General features: G+C 72.9%; 26 protein-coding genes and 1 riboswitch. Of the genes, 16 read left to right on the top strand and 10 right to left on the bottom strand.

Annotated elements, in window-relative coordinates:
• Window positions 1–2 precede the first annotated feature (2 nt).
• Window positions 3–623 carry a pyridoxamine 5'-phosphate oxidase gene (pdxH, locus tag LB823_RS18785; RefSeq protein ID WP_224650083.1) on the bottom strand — a complete coding sequence of 207 codons (621 nt, stop codon included), beginning with the start codon at window positions 621–623 and terminating at the stop codon, window positions 3–5.
• Between the two features lie 46 nt (window positions 624–669).
• On the opposite strand from pdxH, the gene LB823_RS18780 reads away from it, so the two are divergent.
• The 6 genes from LB823_RS18780 to LB823_RS18755 all read left to right on the top strand — a co-directional run bounded on the left by LB823_RS18780 (window position 670) and on the right by LB823_RS18755 (window position 5174).
• Window positions 670–1773 (top strand): citrate synthase 2, encoded by a 1104-nt coding sequence (locus LB823_RS18780; protein WP_224650029.1) that lies wholly within the window; start codon window positions 670–672, stop codon window positions 1771–1773.
• A 3-nt stretch (window positions 1774–1776) separates the two neighbouring features.
• On the top strand, window positions 1777–2901 hold the full coding sequence (serC, locus tag LB823_RS18775; protein ID WP_224650027.1) for a phosphoserine transaminase: 1125 nt from the start codon (window positions 1777–1779) through the stop codon (window positions 2899–2901).
• A 25-nt stretch (window positions 2902–2926) separates the two neighbouring features.
• Window positions 2927–3721: a septation protein SepH gene (gene sepH / locus LB823_RS18770; protein ID WP_224650025.1), complete on the top strand. Its 795-nt coding sequence runs from the start codon at window positions 2927–2929 to the stop codon at window positions 3719–3721.
• 3 nt (window positions 3722–3724) lie between these two features.
• Entirely contained in the window at window positions 3725–4459 is a 735-nt protein-coding gene (locus LB823_RS18765) for a hypothetical protein (RefSeq protein ID WP_224650023.1), read from the top strand.
• 63 nt (window positions 4460–4522) lie between these two features.
• Complete coding sequence (locus tag LB823_RS18760; RefSeq protein WP_224650021.1) at window positions 4523–4753, top strand: hypothetical protein; 231 nt, start codon at window positions 4523–4525, stop codon at window positions 4751–4753.
• Complete coding sequence (locus LB823_RS18755) at window positions 4746–5174, top strand: TA system VapC family ribonuclease toxin (protein ID WP_224650019.1); 429 nt, start codon at window positions 4746–4748, stop codon at window positions 5172–5174. Before LB823_RS18760 ends, LB823_RS18755 begins: the two co-directional genes overlap by 8 nt.
• Before the next feature lie 229 nt (window positions 5175–5403).
• Here LB823_RS18755 and LB823_RS18750 read toward each other — a convergent pair whose 3' ends face one another.
• From LB823_RS18750 to LB823_RS18740, 3 genes are read right to left on the bottom strand one after another with little or no spacing between them, the layout of a single operon-like run.
• Window positions 5404–6678, bottom strand: a complete 1275-nt coding sequence (locus tag LB823_RS18750) for an MFS transporter (RefSeq protein WP_224650016.1) — start codon at window positions 6676–6678, stop codon at window positions 5404–5406.
• 36 nt (window positions 6679–6714) lie between these two features.
• Complete coding sequence (locus LB823_RS18745; RefSeq protein WP_224650014.1) at window positions 6715–6996, bottom strand: DUF2537 domain-containing protein; 282 nt, start codon at window positions 6994–6996, stop codon at window positions 6715–6717.
• On the bottom strand, window positions 6993–7799 hold the full coding sequence (locus tag LB823_RS18740) for an RNA methyltransferase (protein WP_224650012.1): 807 nt from the start codon (window positions 7797–7799) through the stop codon (window positions 6993–6995). Before LB823_RS18740 ends, LB823_RS18745 begins: the two co-directional genes overlap by 4 nt.
• 24 nt (window positions 7800–7823) lie before the next feature.
• On the opposite strand from LB823_RS18740, the gene LB823_RS18735 reads away from it, so the two are divergent.
• Entirely contained in the window at window positions 7824–8975 is a 1152-nt protein-coding gene (locus LB823_RS18735; RefSeq protein WP_224650011.1) for a GNAT family N-acetyltransferase, read from the top strand.
• Window positions 8976–9075: 100 nt separating this feature from the next.
• Here the strand turns inward: LB823_RS18735 and LB823_RS18730 are convergent, their stop codons facing one another.
• Window positions 9076–9516, bottom strand: coding sequence for a MarR family winged helix-turn-helix transcriptional regulator (locus tag LB823_RS18730; protein WP_374201354.1), 441 nt, complete (start codon window positions 9514–9516; stop codon window positions 9076–9078).
• Window positions 9517–9571: 55 nt separating this feature from the next.
• Here LB823_RS18730 and LB823_RS18725 point away from each other — a divergent pair, with 55 nt between their 5' ends.
• The gene (locus LB823_RS18725; RefSeq protein ID WP_224650007.1) at window positions 9572–9841 is read left to right on the top strand and encodes a DUF2530 domain-containing protein; all 270 of its coding nucleotides are present in this window, start codon (window positions 9572–9574) and stop codon (window positions 9839–9841) included.
• Here LB823_RS18725 and LB823_RS18720 read toward each other — a convergent pair.
• The 3 genes from LB823_RS18720 to LB823_RS18710 are packed head-to-tail and all read right to left on the bottom strand — an operon-like array spanning window position 9780 to window position 13619.
• A complete protein-coding gene (locus LB823_RS18720) occupies window positions 9780–10376 on the bottom strand; it encodes a phosphatase PAP2 family protein (protein ID WP_224650004.1) in 597 nt (198 codons plus the stop codon). The two genes, LB823_RS18725 and LB823_RS18720, sit on opposite strands and share 62 nt — an antisense overlap.
• Complete coding sequence (locus LB823_RS18715; RefSeq protein WP_224650001.1) at window positions 10370–12889, bottom strand: sacsin N-terminal ATP-binding-like domain-containing protein; 2520 nt, start codon at window positions 12887–12889, stop codon at window positions 10370–10372. Before LB823_RS18715 ends, LB823_RS18720 begins: the two co-directional genes overlap by 7 nt.
• Before the next feature lies 1 nt (window position 12890).
• Complete coding sequence (locus tag LB823_RS18710; protein WP_224649999.1) at window positions 12891–13619, bottom strand: DUF3027 domain-containing protein; 729 nt, start codon at window positions 13617–13619, stop codon at window positions 12891–12893.
• Between the two features lie 185 nt (window positions 13620–13804).
• Between LB823_RS18710 and LB823_RS18705 the strand changes: the two genes are divergently transcribed.
• From LB823_RS18705 to LB823_RS18695, 3 genes are read left to right on the top strand one after another with little or no spacing between them, the layout of a single operon-like run.
• Window positions 13805–15403 carry an MFS transporter gene (locus LB823_RS18705; RefSeq protein WP_374201353.1) on the top strand — a complete coding sequence of 533 codons (1599 nt, stop codon included), beginning with the start codon at window positions 13805–13807 and terminating at the stop codon, window positions 15401–15403.
• Window positions 15404–15405: 2 nt separating this feature from the next.
• The gene (locus LB823_RS18700; protein WP_224649994.1) at window positions 15406–15948 is read left to right on the top strand and encodes a DUF2771 family protein; all 543 of its coding nucleotides are present in this window, start codon (window positions 15406–15408) and stop codon (window positions 15946–15948) included.
• Complete coding sequence (locus tag LB823_RS18695) at window positions 15945–16166, top strand: hypothetical protein (protein WP_224649992.1); 222 nt, start codon at window positions 15945–15947, stop codon at window positions 16164–16166. The genes LB823_RS18700 and LB823_RS18695 overlap by 4 nt, the downstream gene beginning before the upstream one ends.
• 3 nt (window positions 16167–16169) lie before the next feature.
• On the opposite strand, the gene LB823_RS18690 is transcribed toward LB823_RS18695, so the two are convergent.
• Window positions 16170–17543, bottom strand: a complete 1374-nt coding sequence (locus tag LB823_RS18690; protein ID WP_224649990.1) for a DHA2 family efflux MFS transporter permease subunit — start codon at window positions 17541–17543, stop codon at window positions 16170–16172.
• A 50-nt stretch (window positions 17544–17593) separates the two neighbouring features.
• Between LB823_RS18690 and LB823_RS18685 the strand changes: the two genes are divergently transcribed.
• Window positions 17594–18208 (top strand): TetR/AcrR family transcriptional regulator, encoded by a 615-nt coding sequence (locus LB823_RS18685; RefSeq protein ID WP_224649987.1) that lies wholly within the window; start codon window positions 17594–17596, stop codon window positions 18206–18208.
• Here the strand turns inward: LB823_RS18685 and LB823_RS23915 are convergent.
• Window positions 18205–18630, bottom strand: coding sequence for a cold-shock protein (locus LB823_RS23915; RefSeq protein ID WP_308011470.1), 426 nt, complete (start codon window positions 18628–18630; stop codon window positions 18205–18207). The genes LB823_RS18685 and LB823_RS23915 overlap by 4 nt on opposite strands.
• Window positions 18631–18708: 78 nt before the next feature.
• Between LB823_RS23915 and LB823_RS18675 the strand changes: the two genes are divergently transcribed.
• The 4 genes from LB823_RS18675 (at window position 18709) to LB823_RS18660 (ending at window position 21146) form a co-directional block, all read left to right on the top strand.
• Window positions 18709–18930: a hypothetical protein gene (locus LB823_RS18675; RefSeq protein ID WP_224649984.1), complete on the top strand. Its 222-nt coding sequence runs from the start codon at window positions 18709–18711 to the stop codon at window positions 18928–18930.
• Window positions 18927–19916, top strand: a complete 990-nt coding sequence (gene moaA / locus LB823_RS18670) for a GTP 3',8-cyclase MoaA (protein ID WP_224649982.1) — start codon at window positions 18927–18929, stop codon at window positions 19914–19916. Before LB823_RS18675 ends, moaA begins: the two co-directional genes overlap by 4 nt.
• Window positions 19917–19920: 4 nt before the next feature.
• Window positions 19921–20160, top strand: a complete 240-nt coding sequence (locus tag LB823_RS18665; RefSeq protein ID WP_224649980.1) for a MoaD/ThiS family protein — start codon at window positions 19921–19923, stop codon at window positions 20158–20160.
• Between the two features lie 156 nt (window positions 20161–20316).
• Window positions 20317–20473: riboswitch (cyclic di-AMP (ydaO/yuaA leader) on the top strand.
• A 10-nt stretch (window positions 20474–20483) separates the two neighbouring features.
• The gene (locus LB823_RS18660; RefSeq protein WP_224649978.1) at window positions 20484–21146 is read left to right on the top strand and encodes a transglycosylase family protein; all 663 of its coding nucleotides are present in this window, start codon (window positions 20484–20486) and stop codon (window positions 21144–21146) included.
• Window positions 21147–21483 lie beyond the last annotated feature (337 nt).

Here is a 21483-nt window from a genome sequence, read left to right as displayed (position 1 = left end):
CCCTAGGGCTGCAGGCGGAACGGCGCGTAGTCGGGCGCGACGAGCCGCACCCGGTTGTGCACCCGGTTCTCCCGGCCCTGCCAGAACTCGACCACCTGCGGCGCGATCCGGTAGCCGCCCCATTCCGGCGGCACCGGCACGTCCTGTCCCTCGAACCGGGCCTCCACCTCGGCGAAGCGCTCCGCCATCGCGGCGCGGGAGGCGACCGGCCGGGACTGGTCCGAGGCCCACGCCCCGAGCTGCGAGCCCCGAGGCCGCTCGGCCCAGTAGGCGGCGGTCTCCTCCGGGGTGACCTTGGTGACGGCGCCGCGCACGTGCACCTGGCGGTGGATCGCGATCCACGGGAAGGTCACGGCGGCAACGGGGTTCGCCTCGACGGCGCGGGCCTTGTCGGAGCCGTAGTTGGTGTAGAAGACCACGCCGCGCTCGTCGAGGCCCTTGCACAGCACGGTGCGGGTGGCCGGGAGCCCGGTCTCGTCGACGGTGGCGAGCACCATCGCGTTGGGCTCCGGCGCGCCGGCGGCGACGGCCTCGTCGAACCAGGACCGCCACAGCGGCACCCACCCGGACGCCAGGTCCTCGGGCTGCAGATCGAAGGAGTCGCCGTCGTACTTCTCGCGCATCGCCGTCAGGTCCACGAAGCCGAGACTACTCATTAGGCTGCACAGCATGACTGAGATTCCGGGTGGGCTCGAAGGCGTCGTCGCGTTCTCCACGGAGATCGCGGAGCCGGACAAGCAGGGCGGGGTACTGCGGTACCGCGGCGTCGACGTGGCCGACCTGGTGCGCGACCGGGTCACCTACGGCCAGGTGTGGGGCCTGCTGGTGGACGGCGAGTTCGGCAACCCGCTGCCCGCCGCGGAGCCCTTCCCGCTGCCGATCCACAGCGGCGACGTCCGCGTCGACGCGCAGGCCGGCCTCGCGATGCTGGGCCCGCTCTGGGGCTTCGAGCCGCTGCTCGACATCGACGACGCCACCGCCCGCGAGAACCTGGCGCGCGCCTCGGTGATGACGCTGAGCTTCGTCGCCCAGTCGGCCCGCGGCCTGGAGCGCCCGGCGGTGCCGCAGCGGATCATCGACCAGTCCCCCACCATCACGCACCGGTTCATGACCCGCTGGCACGGCGAGCCCGACCCCGATCACGTGCGCGCCATCGACGCCTACTGGGTCGCGGCCGCCGAGCACGGCCTCAACACGTCGACGCTCACGGCGCGGGTCATCGCCTCGACGGGGGCCGACGTCTCGACGGCGCTCTCGGGCGCGGTCGGCGCGCTGTCGGGCCCGCTGCACGGCGGCGCACCGTCGCGCGTGCTGCCGATGCTCGACGAGGTGGTCCGCACCGACGACCCCCGCGGCGTCGTCGCTGCGCGGTTGGACCGCGGCGAGCGGATCATGGGCTTCGGCCACCGCATCTACCGCGCCGAGGATCCGCGGGCCGCGGTGCTCCGCGCCGTCGCGCGCGACCTGCAGGCGCCCCGCTACGAGGCCGCCGCCGCGCTGGAGCGCGAGGCGAACGCCCTGTTCGCCGAGCGCCGCCCCGACCGCGCGATCTCGACGAACGTCGAGTTCTGGGCGGCCGTGATCCTCGACTACGCAGGCGTCCCGCCGCGGATGATGCCGGCGATGTTCACCTGCGCGCGGACCGCCGGCTGGTGCGCCCACATCCTCGAGCAGAAGCGCGCGAACAAGCTGATCCGCCCGTCCGCCCAGTACATCGGGCACGGCCCGCGGCAGCCCGAGGACGTGCCCGGGTGGGACACCATTAGGATTTAGGGCATGACGATCGAGATCCCCGCCGCGCTCAAGCCCGTCGACGGCCGCTTCGGCTGCGGCCCGTCCAAGGTCCGCCCCGAGCAGCTGCAGTCGCTCGTCGATACCGGCGCCTCGGTGTTCGGCACCAGCCACCGCCAGGCCCCCGTGAAGAACGTCGTGGGCCGCGTGCGCGAGGGCCTGAAGGACCTCTTCTCGCTCCCCGAGGGCTACGAGGTCGTGCTCGGCAACGGCGGTACCACCGCCTTCTGGGACGCCGCCGCCTTCGGCCTGATCCGCGAGCGCAGCCAGCACTTCACCTACGGCGAGTTCAGCAACAAGTTCGCGAGCGTCGCCAAGGGCAACCCGTTCATCGGCGATCCCATCGTCGTCTCGAGCGACCCGGGCTCGGCCCCCGAGCTGGTGGCCGACGGCACCGTCGACCTCATCGGCTGGGCGCACAACGAGACCTCGACGGGCGTCGCGGTGCCGGTCAGCCGCCTCGCGGGCAGCGAGAACGCGCTCATCGCGATCGACGCCACGTCGGGCGCCGGCGGCCTGCCGGTCAACGTCGCCGACACCGACGTCTACTACTTCGCGCCGCAGAAGTGCTTCGCCGCCGACGGTGGCCTCTGGGTCGCCCTCATGAGCCCCGCCGCCCTGGCTCGCGTCGAGGAGATCAAGGCCTCGGGCCGCTACACCCCCGAGTTCCTCTCGCTGCCCATCGCGGTGGACAACTCGAGTAAGAACCAGACCTACAACACCCCCGCCCTGGCGACGCTGCTGCTGTTCGCGGACCAGATCGAGTGGATGAACGGCAACGGCGGCCTGGACTGGACCGTCGCGCGCACCAAGGATTCGAGCGACCGGCTCTACCAGTGGGCCGAGGCCAGCGAGTTCGCGACGCCCTTCGTCACCGATCCCGCGCTGCGCAGCCAGGTCGTCGGCACCATCGACTTCGACGAGAAGATCGACGCCGCCGCCGTGGCCAAGACGCTGCGCGCGAACGGCATCGTCGACACCGAGCCGTACCGCAAGCTGGGCCGCAACCAGCTCCGCATCGGCATGTTCCCGGCGATCGATCCCGAGGACGTCACCGCTTTGACCAAGTGCATCGATTTCGTGGTCGAGCGCGTGTCGGCCGACGCGTAGCGAATCGAACAACTACCCTTGCACCATGCAGGAGCTGCGGGTTGTGGGACTGGACGACGACGGGACGTCTGTGGTCTGCGAAGGCCCCGCAGGACGTTTCCGCCTGCCGATCGACGACACCTTGAAGGCGGCCGTGAGCGGTGAACTAGGAAGCGGCACCCAGACCGAGCTCGAGCTGGGCGCCGACCTCTCCCCGCGGGAGATCCAGGCCCGCATCCGCGCCGGCGCCACGATCGAGGAGATCGCCGAGTTCACGGGCGCCCCGAACCACCGGATCAAGCGCTTCGCGGGCCCGGTGCTGCTGGAGCGTTCGCGCGCGGCGGAGATGGCTCAGCTCGCGCACCCCGTGCGCGGCGACGGCCCGATGCACGCCACCCTCGCCGAGGTGGTCCGCTCCGCCCTGGCCGAGCGCGGCCACGCCGACACCACCGAGTGGGACGCCTTCAAGGGCGCCGACAACCGCTGGGTGGTCTCGATCAGCTGGAGCGTCGGTAAGTCGCGCAACCAGGCGCACTTCCGGTACGCGCCGGGCGCGCACGGCGGCACCGCCAGCCCCGTCGACGAGACGGCCCGCGGTCTGCTCGATCCCGACGCGCGGCAGGGCCTGCGCAGCATCGACCGGTCGGCCGACGAGCCGCTGCGCGCGGTCCCCGGCCCCGTCGATCCGAGCCGGGTCGTGGAGGGCACCGTCGAGGAGCGTTCCGAGCGCCGTCCCGCCCAGGCCCCCGCGGCCGCGGTGGGCCAGCACGGCCGCCGGCATCCGGAGATGCCGTCGTGGGAGGACGTGCTCCTCGGCGTCCGCGGCGGGAAGAACGGGTAGGTCGTGGGCGCTACAGCTGCGACGCTCTGGTTCCTCGACGTCGCGGAGCCGAAGGGCATTCTGGCGATCGTCGGCAGGCCCGACGAGGCCGCGTCCCGCGCGATCGCCGAGCAGGTGCTGGGCGAGCCCGTCGTCGGGCGGCCCGAGTCCCTCGCCCGCGCCGCGGATCCGCTGCCCGGGCACGTCTACGTGGCCGCCTGGGGTGGGCTGACCGTGGTCACCCACGCGGGCCTGCGCGTGGACAAGCCGAGCGAGCTCGACGAGTCCTGGTGGAACCTCGTGCCCGCGCATCGCGCGTTCCTGCTGGTCACGGCCCCGGAGCGGGCCGTCGGCGGGTTCGCGCTGCGCGCCGACGGTGCGCCCAAGCGCTCGTTCTCCGCGCACCCCGTCGACATCCTCGAGGACGAGGGCCTGCCCGAGCTCTTCGAGGGCCCCTTCTGGGCCGGCGAGCACCCGCTGTCGTACGCCGAGGGCGTCACCCCGGACCCGCGGGCCTTGCCCTTCCACCCGATGGAGTTCGCGGAGCAGGCGAACCGGGAAATGCTCGGCTTCCGGTACACGCACCCCCTCGCACCGACCGACCTCGACCCCGCGCGGATCCAGGTCATCGACTTCGTGCCCGCCTCCCAGCAGCAGGTCGTCCAGGCCCAGGCCGACGGTGCGCCGCAGCCCCCGGTCGAGCAGCCCGACCCCGGCTACGAGGACCGCGGCAAGGTCCGCAGCTTCTTCGGTTTCTGATCCTGGCTCAACCGTGTGACCAGTTCGATGCGTGATGCGTGATGCGCGCGTATCCTGATCTCTATGAGGACGACGCTCGACATCAGCCCCCGCGTTCTCGCCGCTGCGCGAGCGCGGGTGAACGCCGGGCTGAACACGAGCATCGGGGATGCAGTGTCGTACTTGGCCACCGTTGGACTCGAAGGCACTGCGACGAGCCCTGAGCCGTCCCGTCGCGGCCTGGTCCTGCTCCCGTCGGCGCCCGACCATGTCATCACCAACGAGATGGTCGAGGACGCGATGCTCGATGACTGAGCTCGAACTTCCGGATGTGAACGTCCTCGTCGCTCTCGTCAGCGCCAATCACGTCCATCACGACACGGCTCGCGGCTGGTTCGAGTCCACCGCACGCTTCGCCACCACACCGATCACCGAGGCCGGGCTCGTCCGGATGGCGCTGAACCGGGCCGTCATGGGGACCGCCGTCACTGCGCAGCAGGCGCTCGCGTCGCTCGCCTCCCTGCGCGCGGACGAACGTGCCGAATTCGTGCCGGACGACTCATCGCTCGCCGGCCCGTCCATCGATCTCGTGGGTCTCGCCGGCCACAAGCAGGTCACCGACCTCCATCTCGTGAACCTCGTAGCGCAACACTCGGGCGTGCTTGTCACCCTCGACACCAAGATCCGGCCCGTTCTCGCGCCCGACGACCAGTCCCTCGTCCACGTCCTCCTCTGAGCCCGGGCCCGCAGCTTCTTCGGTTTCTGATCGCGGCGCGGTAGCCAGGAGTGCGGCTGCGGGGAGCGACGTTCCTTTTCGCGGTGGCCATGCCGAAACGGCATAAGCACGTCGGTGCGGCCCTCGCTCACCCGGCGAGCGCCTTGTTCGCGTTCGAGACTCCGACGAGGAGCGCGACCTCCCTCATTGACCAGGCGTTATGCGTGCGTCGCATCGCTGTTCCGCGCGACTACTGCTCCCCGCGCACAGCCGCCTCCCCGACCGTCGCCGTCCGCGCGCCGTCCTCCCGCAACGCCTCCGCGGCGGCGGACCGTCGCAGCGCGTAGGCGCCGCACAGGGCGCAGGTGACGGCGGAGACCACGCCGCCCACGAGCAGCGGCGCCGCGGGGGTGGTCACGTCGGCGATCGCGCCGAGCAGGGGCGCGCCCAGGGGCGTCCCGCCGAGGAAGGCCAGCATGTAGATGCCCATCACGCGGCCGCGGTACTCGGGATCCACCGACAGCTGCATGATGCTCATCGCGGAGGTGGTGAAGGCCATCTGCAGCAGCCCGACGAGCGTCAGCAGCACCGCCACGAGCCAGAACCACGGCGCCAGCCCCGCCAGCACCTGCACCACGCCGAAGGCGCAGCCGCCCACGAGGCAGGTCCGCAGCGACGCCATGCCCGTCCGCCTCGCGGCGAGCAGCGCCCCGGTGAGCGTGCCGACGGCGAGCAGCGTCGACAGCAGGCCGTAGGCGTCGGCACCCAGCCCGAACCCCTGGCGCGCCAGCAGCGACAGCGCCAGCGGGAAGTTGATGCCGAAGGTGGAGACGAAGAAGACCGCGATCATCACCAGGGCGAGCTCGCGCCGCCGCCGCACGTAGGCGAAGCCGGCCCGCAGCTGCCCCCGCGCGCGCGGCACCGGCGGCGCGGGGAACAGCTCGCTCGCCCGCATCAACAGCAGCGCCGCGACGATCGCCCCGGTGAACGCCGCGTTCACCGCGAACACCCACCCCGTGCCGACCCCGGCGATGAGCAGGCCGGCGATCGCGGGACCCACGATCCGCGCAGCGTTGAAGACCATCGAGTTGAGGCCGATGGCGTTGGGCAGCAGCTCCGGCCCCACCATCTCGATCGTGAAGGCCTGCCGGAAGGGCCCGGCGATCGCCGTCACGCAGCCGAAGACGAAGGCCAGCACGAAGACGTGCCACAGCTGCACCACCCCGGTGAGCGTGAGCACCGCGAGCACGGCCGCGCACGCCGCCGCGGCGGTCTGCGTGAACATGAGCACCCGGCGCTTGTCGTACCGGTCGGCGAGCAGGCCCGCCCAGGCGGAGAGGAACAGCGTGGGCCCGAACTGCAGCGCCATCACCACGCCGAGCACCCAGCCGCGGCCGTGCGCGAGGTCGAGCACCAGCCAGTCCTCGGCGACGCGCTGCATCCACGTGCCCACCAGGCTCACCGCCTGGCCGCCGGCCCAGAGCCGGTAGTTCCTCGTTCGCAGGGAAACGAAGACGCTGGGCACTCGTCCGATAGTAGTCCTAAGTTTTCCGCCGGGTTCTCAGACCAGCCCGCTGGAGAGTGCCACGACGGCCGCGAGCCAGGCCAGCACGATCGCCCCCGCGAAGCCCGCGCAGAAGAACCGCGCCACCGGCCGCCGACGGTACGCCGACAGCACCGGCACGGCCCCCGCGGTGCCCAGCACGAGCAGGAACAGGCCCAGCCACCGGTTGATCGCCATCACCCCCACGAACAGCCCGGAGAGCACGCCACCCGCGAGCATCGCCACCACCGCCGCGACGGCGGTGCCGGTGATCCACGGGGTGTAGCGCGGCGCGGTCATGTGCGGGCGCGCTCGTACAGGGCCAGCGCCGCCGCGGTGGCGACGTTGAGCGAATCGGTGCCGCGCGACATGGGGATCCGCGCGCGCACGTCCGCCGCCGCCATCGTCGCGGGATCGAGCCCCGGCCCCTCCGCGCCCACCAGGTACGCCACCCGCGGCGGGTCGCCCGCGACGGCCGAGGCCACCGTCGCCTCCCCCGACGGGGTCAGCGCCACCGTCCGGAATCCGTGCTCCGCCAGGACGCCCAGGCCCGAATCCGGCCACCCGGGCGCGGGCAGGTGCGCGAACGGCACCAGCAGCACGTGCCCCATCGACACCCGCACCGCGCGCCGGTAGAGCGGGTCCGAGCAGCGCGGCCCGAAGAGCACCGCGTCGGCGCTCAGGCCCGCGCCGTTGCGGAAGATCGAACCCAGGTTCTCGTGGTCGTTGACGCCCTCGAGCACGACGACGGTGCGCGCGCCGTCGAGCAGCTCCCCCGCGTCCAGCGGCGCGGGCCGGCGGGCGGCGGCGAGCACCCCGCGGTTGAGGTGGAAGCCCACCACCCGCGCCATGAGATCCGCGGTCACGAGGTAGCGCGGCACGTCCGGCGCGAGGCCCTCGAGGCGCGCCAGCTTGGACTCGACCCCCATGATCGCGTGCGGCACGAAGCGCGAGGCCAGCATCCGCTCCACCACCGGCACGCCCTCGGCGAGCACGATTCCGCGCGCGAGGTCGGGCCGCTTGTCCGCGGCGGACAGGTCGCGGAAGTCGCTGAGCCGCGGGTCATCCGCGTCGTGAATCGGATAAATCGGTTGCGCCGGCACCCCACCAGCCTAATATCGAACTACGTGATCGAGATCCGTACCGCCACCGAAGCCGACTGGCCCGAGATGTACGCACAGGACGTGCACGCCTTCGGCTCCCCCTTCGAAGCCGAAGCCGCCCCGCTCATCCGGCGCACCCTGGACCTGGACCGGTTCGTCGTCGCCCGCGACACCACCGACGGCGCGCTCGTCGGCGTGGCGGGCTCCTTCGCCCTCACCCTGACGGTGCCCGGCGGCGCGCAGCTCGACGCGCCCGGCGTCACCTGGGTCTCGGTGGCGCCCAGCCACCGCCGGATCGGCGTGCTGCGGAAGATGATGGACGAGTTGCACTCCCGCTACCGGGCCGCCGGCAACGCCGTCGCGATCCTCACCGCGAGCGAGGGCACCATCTACGAGCGCTTCGGCTACGGCGTCGCGACCATCGTCGACGAGGTGACGATTGCGCGCCGCACGGCCCGGCTGCGCACCCCGCTCCCCGGCCCGCTGCGCACCCGCATCACCGACGCCGCGGCCGCGCGCGAGGCCGTCGAGGACCTGTACCGCCGCTGGCACGCCGCGACGCCGGGATCGGTGTCCGCGGAGCAGTTCTGGGAGCTCTTCCACGCCGACCCGGAGTGGGCGCGCTGGGGCGGCACGGCCCGCCGGCTCCTGCTGCACCCGGACGGCTTCGTCGCCTACCGGGTGGACGAGAAGGACCGCGCGCAGCTCGACGACGTCCGGGCCCTCACCGACGAGGCCGCGGCCGACCTGTGGCAGACGGTGCTCGGGCTCGACACCTTCGACGAGGTGACCGCCGACCTGCCGCCGGACCACCCGCTGCGGGAGATGCTCGTCGATCCGCGCTCGGTGAAGGTCACCGACCACAAGGACCGGCTGTGGCTGGCCTTCCTCGACGTGCCCGCCGCCCTCGAGGCCCGGACCTACGAGCGCGACGGCGATCTCGTGCTCGGCGTGGACGGCGCCGCCTACCGGCTCACCGTCGACGACGGCGTCGCGCGCTGCCGGGCGGCGGAGGAGGCACCGTCGGTCTCGCTGAGCGGGCCGACGCTCGCCGGGCTGTACCTGGGGGCGGTGTCGCCGAGCACCCTGGCGCGCGCCGGCCGGATCGCGGGCGACTGGAAGGCTCTGGGGATTTTCGTCACCGCGAGTCGGCCGGAACTCGGGACCTCGTTCTGAAAATTCGGCGTACGCCGCGATTCAATGACGGTTAAGGAACGGCCCTATCGGAATCAATCCGATAGGGCCGTTCGCTATTCGATCGGGAATCCGGGTGGATTCAGCTTTGCTTCTCTTCGGCGGCAATGAGGCCGTTGAGAATTCCCACCGCGTCACCGAGCGTCGCGCGCTGCTCGGGCGACAGCTCGTCGAGCTTGCCGCGCAGCCACGCCTCGCGGGCCGCGGCCTCGCCGGTGATGACCTGTTCGCCCTCGTCGGAGAGGCTGACGATCACCTGGCGGCCGTCGGTGGGGTGCGGGGCGCGCCGGACCAGCCCCAGGTCGGCGAGGGACGCGATGACCCGGGTCATCGACGGCGGCTGCACGCGCTCGCGTGCCGCGAGTTGCCCGGGCGTGAGCGGCCCGTCATTCGCGAGCGCGTTGAGCGCGGAGAGCTGCGTCAAAGAGACGAGCGAATCGCGACGCCGGCCGCGGAGGTGGCGGGCGAACCGCACGGTGGCGAGAGCAAGCTCTCCCGCCAGCCGATCGTCATTGTCAGTCACGGCGTTAGAGTACATCTGAGAAGTGCAATTGCGCGCATGAACCCCGGGAGTAACGATGAACCTTCAAGGGAACGAGCCGGGAAACACCGTCACGGCACCCGAACTCCCCCGCGCCGCGACCGAGCCCCGGCCGGTCGTCATCGCCGGGACCGTTGCGTTCGCAGTGGCCCTCGTCATCACCCTGCTCGCCCGCGGGACCTTCGGCGACGCGTGGATCGTGTGCGCGTGCGGCGTCGGCGTGGGGGCGTTCGGGGCCACCGTCCTCACCCTGCAGCGGCGGGCGGCCCTGCGCGGCGATCGGGGAGCACAGCGCGGCCTCGTGTGAGCCGCAGCACACCCAGCCCCAGAGCGACCACGAGCGCGCCGATCGCCCACCCCGCCACCACGTCGAGCAGCCAGTGCGCGGCCAGGTACACGCGGCTCAGGCCGATGGCGAACGTGCCGAGGAGCGCGGCCACGAGCGGCCACCGTCGGCCCGTGAGCGCGCAGGCGGCCACGGCGAAGGTCCCGAGGACCACCATCGAGTTCAGCGCGTGCCCGGACGGGAAGCTCTCCGACGAGATCACGACCAGCCTCGGCGGGATCGGCGGCCGCTCCCGCCCGAAGAGGGTCTTGAGCACGACCATCAGCCCGAGACCGAACAGTTGGGTCAGGCCGCAGTACAGCGCCCAGTCCGATCGCTTGAGGCGCACCAGCAGGTAGAGGAACCCGGCGATGCCGATCGCCCACATGGACGCGGTGTTGCCCACCGTCGTGATCACGCGCATCGCGGCGGTCAGCGGCCCCTCACGGATCGAGAGCATCCAGTCGAGCGCACCCTGATCGACGGGATTGGGCCATGCGTCGCCGTCGGTCACCACCGTCTCGACTGTACGTGGAGCACACCGTCCGCCACGACGTACGGGACGCGGCGCTCGGCCCCGCCGACCACGATCACGAGCTCGTCGTGGACGTGCACCTCCGCCGCGTCGGGCAGTTCCCCGAGGGCCTGGGCCAGGGTGACGCCCGGGTGCGCGCCGCGCGCGAAGCGGTCGCCGGCGCTCGGGATCTCGACCGGCTCGGCGCCCGCGAGGGGAAGGTCCAGCGTGTCGGCGAGGTCCGCGGCCACGTCGAGCCCGCCGAAGACCAGCCCCGACGCGGTGAACCGCGCGTACGGCACATCGAGCACCGCGGCGTCCTCGGCGTCGAGCACCTCCCCGTCGATGCCCCGGACCCGGGCGGGGAGCTCCGCGAGCCGGTGCCCCGCGATCGCCCGGTGCGCCGCGATCACCACGGCGGGCGACGGGGTGCGCGCGGGGTCGGCGAGCGCGTCGGCGAGCACCTGCGCGTCGGCGTCGGTGCGGACGGCGTGCAGCAGCGCCGCCCGCAGTCGCGGCGCGGCGGGGTGCGTGCACGGGTCCAGCAGCCCGGCGAAGGCCTCGTCGTCGGGCGACCGCAGCCGGCCCAGATCGGTGCGGGTGTGCAGCCACCAGGCGGTGTAGCCGTCCGGATCGTCCAGTACGCCCGGCAGTTCCGCCAGCAGCGCGTACGCGGGCTCCCACTGCTCGACCAGATCGAGGTCGCGGACCGCGATCAGCTCGTCGGGCTCCCCCGGCAGCTGCGACCACCACTCGTCCGCGCCGTCGAGGCTCTCGTCGGGCTCGGTCGGCAGGGGCTCGCGGAGCACGCCGAAGGACCAGCCGACGCCGATGGCCCGCAGCGCCTCCGCGGGGTACCGCGCCTCGAAATCGGGGTCGACGGTGCCGTACGGGTGGTCCTCTCCGAGCACCGCGCGCAGCGGCGCGGCCGCGGCCAGCAGCTCGTCCGCGGGGTACAGCGCACCGTCGTCGCCCGGGACGGGTAGCAGGCCCAGGAAACCCGGCCCGACGGTGCCCTCGCCGATCAGCCCGAGCACGGCCGCGGTGAGTTCGAGGTCCGCGTCGGTGGCGCCGGCCTCCCAGTCGATGCGGCCCACCTCCTCGCGCAGCGCAGGATCGCCGAGCAGGTCCGCGGGGCTCAGCCCCCGCGCGCCCGCCCGCTCCAGCAGCGGATGCGCCGCCGCGGGGTGCACGATCCGCGCCCACGTGACCAGCGCCAGCGCATCGGCGTCGCCCGCCACGAGGCTCGCGCCGCGCGCCCCGGTCACCACCCGGCCGTCGGCGAGCGGCACCGGCAGGGCACCCAGGTCGTCGGCGGGCAGCCGCGCGGCGTCGAGCGCGGCGTACAGCTCGCCGTACCAGGCCGGATCGCGGTCGCGCGGCACCGCGTCGGCGAGGTCCGCCGCGGTCAGCTCGCGGGCGCCGAGCGCCACCAGGCGCGCCGCGTCCGGCGCCGACGAGTACTCGGGCGGGACCAGCGGAAGCGCCTCGCACAACAGAGTATTCAGCTCGGCGGTGAGCCCGGGCAGCACCGCGGCGCGGTCGGGGCGCAGCCGCGCACCGTCGGGCCCGGGGACCCAGGCGTGCCCGCGCAGCTCGTCGTCGATCGCCTCCCGCAGCAGGGCGTCGACGGGGCCCGCCGGCGGCCGGCGCGGCGGTAGCAGCGGCATCGGGTCGGGCTGCGCGGCGACGAAGGCGGCGTAGCCGCGGGCGGCGAGCGCGACGTCCGCGTCGGGGTGCAGGCGGCGGCGGTCGGGTGTGGTCGGCAGGTCGGCGATGACCCGCACGGGCAGGGTCAGCGGCTCGTCGGTGCGGGTGGGCGCGTGCAGGAACCGTGCATCGGCGCCGATCACCCAGCGCGCGTGCGGCCCGTGTCCGGTGACGAGGTCGGGGGTTTCGAACCGCTCGTCGCCGACGGTGACCGCCGCGAGCGCGGGCAGGTCCAGCAGCAGGTCCGCGGCCTGGTCGGCGAACTCGGCGAGCAGCGCGGGGTCCGCGCCGACGAGCACGACCTCGGTCGCGAAGCCCGCGCGCGGCGCCGGGGCGACGGGGTAGGGCAGGCGCATCGCGGCGACCTCGTCGAGGCCGGAGTCGGCGCGCGAGCGCTCCGCGGAGAAGGCGATGCCGCCGTCGTTCGACCGGATCTCGACGTGGTCAGTCACCGTCAGGACGGCGGCGAAGCCGACCCCGAACCGGCCGATGGAGGCACCGTCGGACTTGGGCGAGACGCGCAGCGCGGCGAGGGAGGCGACCCCGGACTTCGACAGCGGTGCGCCGGTGTTGGCGACGTGCACCCCGTCGGCCTCGGCCCAGACGGCCAGTTCGCCGGGGATCCCGGCGGCGGTGGCTGCGTCGGCGGCGTTCTGCGCCAGCTCGACGGCGACGCGGTCGCGGTAGCCGACGGTGACCAGGTCCCGCTCGGCGGCGAGGTCCTCGGCCGCGCGGGTGGGCGAATCGCGCCACGCGGCGAGGGTCGCGCGGCGCAGCGCGGCGGTACCGAACGGATCGGCGGCCATGTCAGGCCTGCTCGGCGGGAACCTTCTCGACGGCGCCGTCGTCGTAGGGCTCGTACGCGGGGCTCCCCTGGCCCGACGGTGCCGTGACCGAGGAGTGCGCGCCGCAGCCGTAGTGCGCGTGCACGACGCGGCCGTCGGCCGAGTACTCGTTGCCGCAGGCGCCGAAGGCCGCGCCCAGCGCGCCGGCCAGCGGCAGGAAGAAGGCGCAGTCGCCGCAGTGGTAGCGGGTGGAGCGGGCCATCTCGGACTCCGGGCCGAAGTCGCCGGCCAGCCAGCGCTCGGCGGCCTCGATCCGGCCGATCCTCGACATCACGCGCTCGAGGTTCACGCCGATCTCGCCGGCCACGTCGTCCACGGCCGGGTCGCCGGACAGGGCGTGACCGGGCTCGATGCGCACGTCGTTCTCGCGGGGCGGCAGCGTGTCGCCCGGGGCGAGGTCGCCCGCGCGGATCCGCTCCTCCCACGGCACCCACTCGGGGGCGGTGAGCGAACCGGGGCCGGGCAGCAGCGCGGTCTCGGAGACCGTCAGTTCCCCGCCGGGCGTCGCTGCGATCACCGCGCACCATTGCCAGCCGCGGTACGCGGGTACGTCGGCCTCGAAGTAATGGGCCACCGCGAACTCGTCCTCGACCACGGTGGCGACGTGCGCGCCCACCCGGGCGCCCTCGTCGGCCTCCAGTACGGCGCGCGCGAGGTCGACCGCGGCGCCTGACTGCAATGCGGAACTCACCCGTCCGATTGTGCCGGATGGCGGGCGCGCAGGTGCAGCCGGGCGGCACACGCCCCCGAAGACGGCACCGCCGCGGATGCGGAACAATGGTCGGTGTGAGCGGTCATCCGGGGCAACAGCAGTATCCCCCCGACGAGCCCCGGCGCCGTCCGGGGTCGACGCCGCATGCCCACAGCGGGCAGTCCGTGCGGCAGGGGGCGGGCGGCGATGCGCGCCCGCAATACACCTCCAACCACCACCTACCCCCGCTCGAGGACACCCCGTCCGCCGCCGACCGGCGCGCGGCCGAGGACGAGCAGCGGCGGATGCCGCGCAAGATCACGGTCACCCGGGTGGCGGCGATGCGCAGCCGCGAGATCACCGAGGCCGGGATCGCGAAGTGGCATCAGGCCACCAAGGCCGACGGTGCCGACAAGTCCGGCCTGACCGCCCTCACCTACCCGGTCATCCTCAACAACGCGGTCGACGCCGCGATGATGGTGGCGCTGGCGAACACCCTGTTCTTCGCTGCGGCGCAGGCCGAGTCGAAGTCGAAGGTCGCCCTGTACCTGCTGGTGAACATCGCGCCCTTCGCGATCATCGCGCCGTTCATGGGGCCGCTGCTGGACCGCATCCAGCACGGGCGCCGGGTGGCGCTGGCCGCGTCCTTCGGGATCCGCGTCGCGCTGGCGGTGCTGCTCATCACGAACTGCGAGTACGACCCGATCGCGAACACCGTCAACTTCGATCCGTGGGTGCTCTATCCCTGCGCGCTCGCGATGATGGTGATGAGTAAATCCTTCTCGGTGCTCAAATCCGCGGTGGTGCCGCGGGTGATGCCGCCGTCGATCGACCTGGCCCGGGTGAACTCGCGGCTCACCCTGTTCGGCCTGGTCGTGGGCTCGGGCGTGGGCGGCGCGATCGCCGCGGGCGCCGAGTTCGGGCTCAGCCGGATGCTGCACATCCCCGGCGGCATGTACGCGCTCATGGTGTTCGCGGTGCTCGGCGCCGTGATGTGCATGCGCATCCCGAAGCGGGTCGAGAGCACGGCGGGCGAGGTGCCCACCACCCTCTCGTACACGGGCGCGATGGCGCGCGACGCGGAACGGCAGGCGGACCGCGGGCAGGACACGGAGAGCGGGCGCGCGAAGCTCGGCGCGGCGTTCAAGAACCTGCGGGTGCCGCTCGGCCGCAGCGTGGTCACCGGGCTGTGGGGTAACACCACCATCCGCGTGCTCACCGGCTTCCTCACGCTCTACATCGCCTTCTACAGCAAGGCCGAGCAGGCGGCGGGCGGTTCCGCCACCGAGTCCCTGCTCATGATCGGCGCGGTCGGCGCCGCCGCGGGCATCGGCAACTTCATCGGCAACGGCATCGGCGCCCGGCTGCAGCTGCCGCGGCCCGCGCGCATCGTCGTGCAGGCGACGGTCGCGGCCACCGTCGGCGCGATCGTCGCGGCGGTCTTCGGCAACCTCGTCGTCATCGCCGCCGTGACCTTCGTCGCGTCCGGGGTGTCCGCGCTGGGCAAGGTCTCGCTCGACGCGTCCATCCAGGACGACCTGCCCGACGAGTCCCGCGCCTCCGCCTTCGGCCGGTCCGAGACGGCGCTGCAGCTCGGCTGGGTCGGCGGCGCCGCGCTCGGCGTGCTGCTGCCGCCGACGCTGTGGATCGGCTTCGCGACCGTCGCCGCGATCATGGTCGTCGGCACCGTGCAGACGGTGCTGACCTACCGCGGCGGCTCGCTGATCCCGAACTTCGGCGGCAAGCGGCCGGAACACGTCCCACCCACGATGAACGGTGTCTGAAGATGATCAAGCCCAGCCCGAAGCTCCTCCTCGCCGGCGCGGTGTTCGCCGTCGCCGCGGCGGTGCTGTTCGCCTTCACGATCGTCGCCGGGCTCGAGAAGCGGGATGAGCCGAAGCCCCGGCCCACGCTGCAGGCGACCGTCGGGGACCGCATGCTCAACGTCGCTCCGATGCAGTTCTGCACCAACGTCCAGGCGTCGGCGTGCGACACCGCGCAGCGCCCGGTGAAGCTGCCGGTGGAGTTCGGCCAGGCGATCGTCATCTCGCTGCCCGAGTACATCACCGAGCGCCCCTGGTTCCTGACGGTGCAGCGCTACGACGCGAAGCGCGGCCAGGCGAAGCTCGACACGATCACCCACGTCGATCCCGCCGAGGCGACGCTCGTGCTCAAGTCGACCGAGGACCTGTGGGTCGCGGCCGTCGAGATCAACGTCCCGTCGCAGTACCAGGACGCGTCGGGCAACCTCATCGCGCAGGCGGTCTGGGGCATCGACACGACGCCCGACAGCGTCTCCAAAGACTTCGCGCTGGTCCAGAAGCCATGACCGGCGGCGAGAGCGTCATCCTGCTGTTCGTCATCGCGGGCACGCTGGCGCCGATCGTCCTCGCCGTCGTGGTCCGGCGCCGGCAGAAGTCGGGCCGCTGGCGCGGCGGCTTCACTCCCGGCTACGACCCGACGACCGACAACTGGGCGACGCGGGTGAACGACCCTCCGCCCGCGAATCCCGACCAGTCCGAGATCCGCGACCGCCGCGAGTTCTGAGCCTCACCCGGTCCGGTCCGCCCGCCCCGGCAGGCGGAGTGCGGGGACGACGCCGAGCACGGTGACCGCCGCCATCACCCAGAACGCCGGGTGCAACGCGGCCTCGGCGGGGCCGTGGGCGAGACCCGCGTGCAGGACGACGGCCACCGCCGCGACGCCGATCGCGCCGCCGAGCTGCTGCGCGCCGCGGGTGAACATCGAGGCGTGCGGGAACTGATCGCGCGAGAGCCCGGTGTACGCCGACGACAGGATCGGGACGAGCACCGCGCCGAGGCCCAGTCCGCGCGCGAACAGCACGAGCGCGAGCACGACCGGGCTCGTGCCGGCCGTGACGAAGGCGAAGGGCACCGTCGCGGCCGCCATCAGCGCGATCGCCGAGACGGCCACCGGACGCGGACCGAAGCGGTCCACCAGCCCGCCGACGAAGAACCGCGGCACGAACGCCCCGACGGCCTGGGGCGCGAGGAGCAGTGCCGTCGCGAGCGCGCCGTCGCCGCGGACCGTCTGCCAGTACAGCGGCAACAGGAACATCGTCCCCATGAGCGCGCCGCCCACAGCGAGACTCGCCAGCGTCGACGCGGCGACGGTCGGGATGCGCACCAATCGCACACGCACGAGGGCGCGGTCCCCCACCCGCGCCGCATGCACCCCGAACGCCGCGATCAGCGCCGCCCCGGACGCCACGAACAGCAGAAGGACGCCCGACGTGCCGCGCTCCGCCAGCTCCGCGAGCCCGTAGAAGGTGAGGACGATCCCGGGCGCGAGCAGCGCCAGGCCGGTGCGGTCCAGCGGCGGAACGGCGCTCGTCGGCGCATCGTCCGGCAGCACCCGCAGCGCCGCCACGACGGCGAGCAGGCACAGCGGGACGTTGATCGCGAACATCCAGCGCCAGTCCGCCCAGTGCAGCAGCGCGCCGCCCACGACGGGGCCGATCAGGGGCCCGAGCGCGATGGGCACGCCGAGCGCGGCGGTGACCCGCGCGACCGAGCCGCCGCCGGCCGCGCGCACGGCGATCGTCTGCATGTTCGTCATCAGCACGCCGGCGGCGGCGCCCTGCAGCGTGCGGAAGACGATGAGGCTCACCGGACTCCAACTCGCGGCGCACAGCGCGGAGCCGACGGCGAAGACGACGAGCGCCGCCACCCACAGGCGGCGGCCCCCGAGGCGGGCGTCGAGCCATCCGCACAACGGGATCGAGACGACGAGCGCGAGCAGATAGGAGGTGCTCACCCACTGGATGGTGGCGATGTCGGCGCGCAGGTCGAGCACCAGCGTGTGCACCGCGATGGTCAGCATCGTCGTGTCCAGGATCGGGGCGAAGACGCCGACGACGAGGGTTGCGATGAGGGCGCGCATCGAGCGCGTCGAGGTCGCCACATTAGATACAGTCACGTATCTAATGTGCGCCATGTTGATAAGATACGCAAGTGGACTCAAAGTCGGATGCGCCGCGCACCCGCCGGCGCGGCGCGGCGCTCGAAGAGGCGATCCTGGACGCGGCGTGGGACCAGCTGACGGAGCGCGGCTACGGCGACTTCACCCTGGAGGCCGTCGCCGCCCGCGCCGGAACGTCGCGGTCGGTCTTGTACCGCCGCTGGCCCGGCCGGGTGGAACTGCTGCGCGCCGCGTTCGCGCACCTGGGCGGCACCCCCGTCGCACCGGCGCCCGCGACCGGCTCCCTGCGCGGCGACGCGATCGCGCTCCTCACCGCCATGTCCGACCACCGCGTCGAGCTGATGATCCTGCTGCAGACGCGCCTCGGCGGGTTCTTCGCCGAGTCCGGCGACTCCCCCGAGGACGTGCGCGAACTCATGGTCGGGCCGCGTGCCGGGTCGATGCAGGAGGCCGTCGACCGGGCCGTCGAGCGCGGCGAGGTCGACCCGGCACGGGTCACCGACCGGATCGTGCGCCTCCCCGCCGACCTGGTCCGCCATCAGATGGCGATGACGCTGCGCGCCGTGCCGCCCGAGGACATCGCCGAGATCGTGGACGACTGCTTCCTGCCGCTGCTGGCGACCCGAGCGGCCGGAGCGGGGACCTAGGAGTCCAGCTCGCGGGCGATCTCGCGAAGCACCTTGGCGATCTGCTCGGAGGCCTTGCGGTCCGGGTAACGGCCCTTGCGGAGCTCGGGCTGCACGCCCACGTCGAGCAGCTGGATCATGTCCTCGATCAGCACGTTCAGGTCCTCGGCAGGCCGACGGTTCGCCGCCGGGCGACGGCCGCGCTGGGCGCCCGCGGCGGCGCCGCGCGAGACGCTGGGGGCCGGCTCGAGCACGGTCACCGTCAGCGCCTGCGGGCCGCGACGTCCGGCGGCCATGCTGAACTCGACGCGCTGCCCCTGCTTGAGCCCGTCGGTACCGTCGGGCAGCGCGGAGGAACGGACGTACACGTCCTCCCCGCCCTCCTGGGAGAGGAAGCCGAAGCCCTTGTCCGTGTCGTACCACTTGACCTTGCCGGTAGGCACCGTCATCACCCGCTCTGCACTAAGAACAACAAAACGCGCCCCGCGAACGGCGGGACGCACTGCGACTAGTCTAGAGGAATGGGCAAGTTCGTTTCCGTCGCCGTCTCCGCCGCGATCGCGCTGTTCGCGATCGGGCTGATCGCGATCGCGGCCCTCTTCCTGACGCCGCTCCTCGCGGACGGCACCACGGCCCCCACCTGGGTGTACGCCCTCACGCCACTCGCGCCCGTCGGATTCCTCGTCGGCGTGGTCGCGGTGATCCTCGGCGGCCGCGCCGGAGACGGCGAGCCCCGGCCATGAGGCCGCTGGTCGACCGCTACGGGCGCGTCGCACGCGACCTCCGGGTCTCCCTCACCGACCGGTGCAACCTGCGGTGCACCTACTGCATGCCCGCCGAGGGCCTCCCCTGGCTCGCCAACGACCACGTCCTGACGGGGCCGGAGATCGACCGGCTCATCACCATCGGCGTCCGCGACCTCGGAATCACGGAGATCCGATTCACCGGCGGCGAGCCGCTGCTGCGCGCCGACCTCGACCGCATCGTCGCGCACGCCGCGGCGCTGGAGCCGCGGCCCGAGATCTCGCTGACCACAAACGGGCTGTCGCTGGCCCGGCACGCGGCCAAGCTCGCCGGGGCCGGCCTGGACCGCGTGAACGTATCCCTCGACACCGTCGACCGGGAGGCGTACGCGAAGGTCACCCGGCGCGACCGCCTCGACGACGCCCTGGCCGGCCTGCGCGCGGCCGCCGACGCCGGCCTCACCCCGGTGAAGGTCAACGCCGTCCTCGGCCCCGGGCGGCTCGACGACGCGCGCCCCCTGCTGCGGCTCTGCCTCGACGCGGGCTACGAGCTGCGGATCATCGAGCACATGCCGCTCGACGCCGACCACACCTGGGACCGGAACACCATGATCACGGCCGAGCACATCCTGGCCGAGCTGCGCCGCGAGTTCACCCTCACCCCCGACGGGGAGCCGCGCGGCAGCGCGCCCGCCGAGCGCTTCCTGATCGACGGGGGTCCGTCGACGGTGGGCGTCATCGCCTCGGTCACACGGCCCTTCTGCGGCGACTGCGACCGCGTGCGCCTGACGGCCGACGGCCAGATCCGCACCTGCCTGTTCGCCGCCGACGAGACCGACCTCAAGCCGCTGCTCCGCGGCGGCGCGTCCGACGAGGAGATCGCCGACGCGTGGCTCGGCGCGATGCTGGGCAAGCAGGCCGGCCACGGCATCGACGACCCGTCCTTCCTGCAGCCCGCCCGTCCCATGAGCGCGATCGGGGGCTGACGGGGTGCTGATCCGTTACTTCGCCGCCGCGCGCGCCGCGGCCGGCGTGCCGGAGGAGACCGTGGCGGTGCCCGACGGTGCGACGGTCGCCGATGTCGCCGACCTCCTCGCCGCGCGCCACCCCGAGCTGGGCCGCGTGCTCACGCGCTGCAGCTTCCTGCTCGACGAGGTGGCGGTGCGGGACGTCGCGGCGCCCGCGGCCGGCGCGATGCTCGACGTGCTGCCGCCGTTCGCCGGCGGCTGATCCGTACGCGTACACCGAGTGACATCAGTCACACATCGCAAAATCACGGTCCGGTAACGGTTGGGCCACGGGGCGGGTTCTGTTACCGTCGCTGAGGGCCGCAGCAGCAGCCACCCGATCGTCCGCAGCGCAGAGCTTCGTCCAGCGTCCGATTCGGGAAATGCACCACGATCTACACCTGGACGAAGGCGGAGGAACCATCCGCGGCCGCAAGGCCGCAGGGCACACGCCCTAGGGGTCAAGCCGGGCAACCGGCCGAGCAGCCTCTCGCTCGAACCCGACAGCTAACTTCGCACGCGCGTAGAGAGGAAAGACTTCACACGATGACCGGTCGTCACCGCAAGCAGTCCACCACCAGCCTGAGCGCCGCGAAGATCGCGGCCGCGGGCGCGATGCTGGGTGGCGCGGGTCTCGCGCTCGCCGCCCCCGCCGCGAACGCCGCCCCCGATTCCCAGTGGGACACCGTCGCCGCGTGCGAGTCCGGCGGCAACTGGGCCATCAACACGGGCAACGGCTACCACGGTGGCCTGCAGTTCAGCCCGTCCACCTGGGCCTCGTACGGCGGCACGCAGTACGCCCCCACCGCCAACCAGGCCAGCCGCGCGCAGCAGATCGCGATCGCCGAGAAGGTCCTCGCCGGCCAGGGCAAGGGCGCATGGCCCTCCTGCGGCACCGGCCTCGGCTCGCCGACCCCGCGCACCGTCTCCCCGACGGACACCGGCGCCACCAAGCCGGTCACGAAGCCCGTCAGCAAGCCCGCCGCCAAGCCGGCGACGAAGCCCGTCGCGAAGCCCGCTGCCAAGCCCGTCGCCAAGCCGGCGGCGAAGCCCGTCGCCAAGCCCGCGGCGAAGCCCGTCGCGCAGGCCGGCCAGTCGGTCAACTCGCAGTACATCAACCAGGTCATCTCGCAGGCCCAGAGCGGCGGCCAGCAGGTCGACCCGGCCGTGCTCGCCATGCTGCAGCAGGCCGCGGCCAAGGGCTACTGAGCCCACCCGCACCACGTACGTCCCGAGAGGGTCGCCGGCATCACGCCCGGCGGCCCCTTTCGGCGTTTCGGCCCGAAATCCTGCGCGCACGACGACACCCGAGGACCACGGGCGCAGAACGTTTTGCATTCGCACACGATCTGCTAGGTTCACATCGGTCGTATTCGTGAACGCAAAGTTCAGCAGGGAAGAGAGCTACCGATGATCGCTCGCCACCGCTCCTCGCGCGCCGTCGGCACAGTCGCCGCGGTCAGCGCACTGATCGCCGCCGCGGGCCTCGTCGTCGCAGCTCCCGCCGCAGCCGCCCCCGGCTGCCCCTGCAGCCCCACCGTGCCCG

Source organism: Tsukamurella sp. M9C, assembly GCF_020169415.1.
Taxonomy (GTDB): Bacteria; Actinomycetota; Actinomycetes; order Mycobacteriales; family Mycobacteriaceae; genus Tsukamurella.
This window is presented reverse-complemented; position numbering and strand designations above follow the sequence as displayed.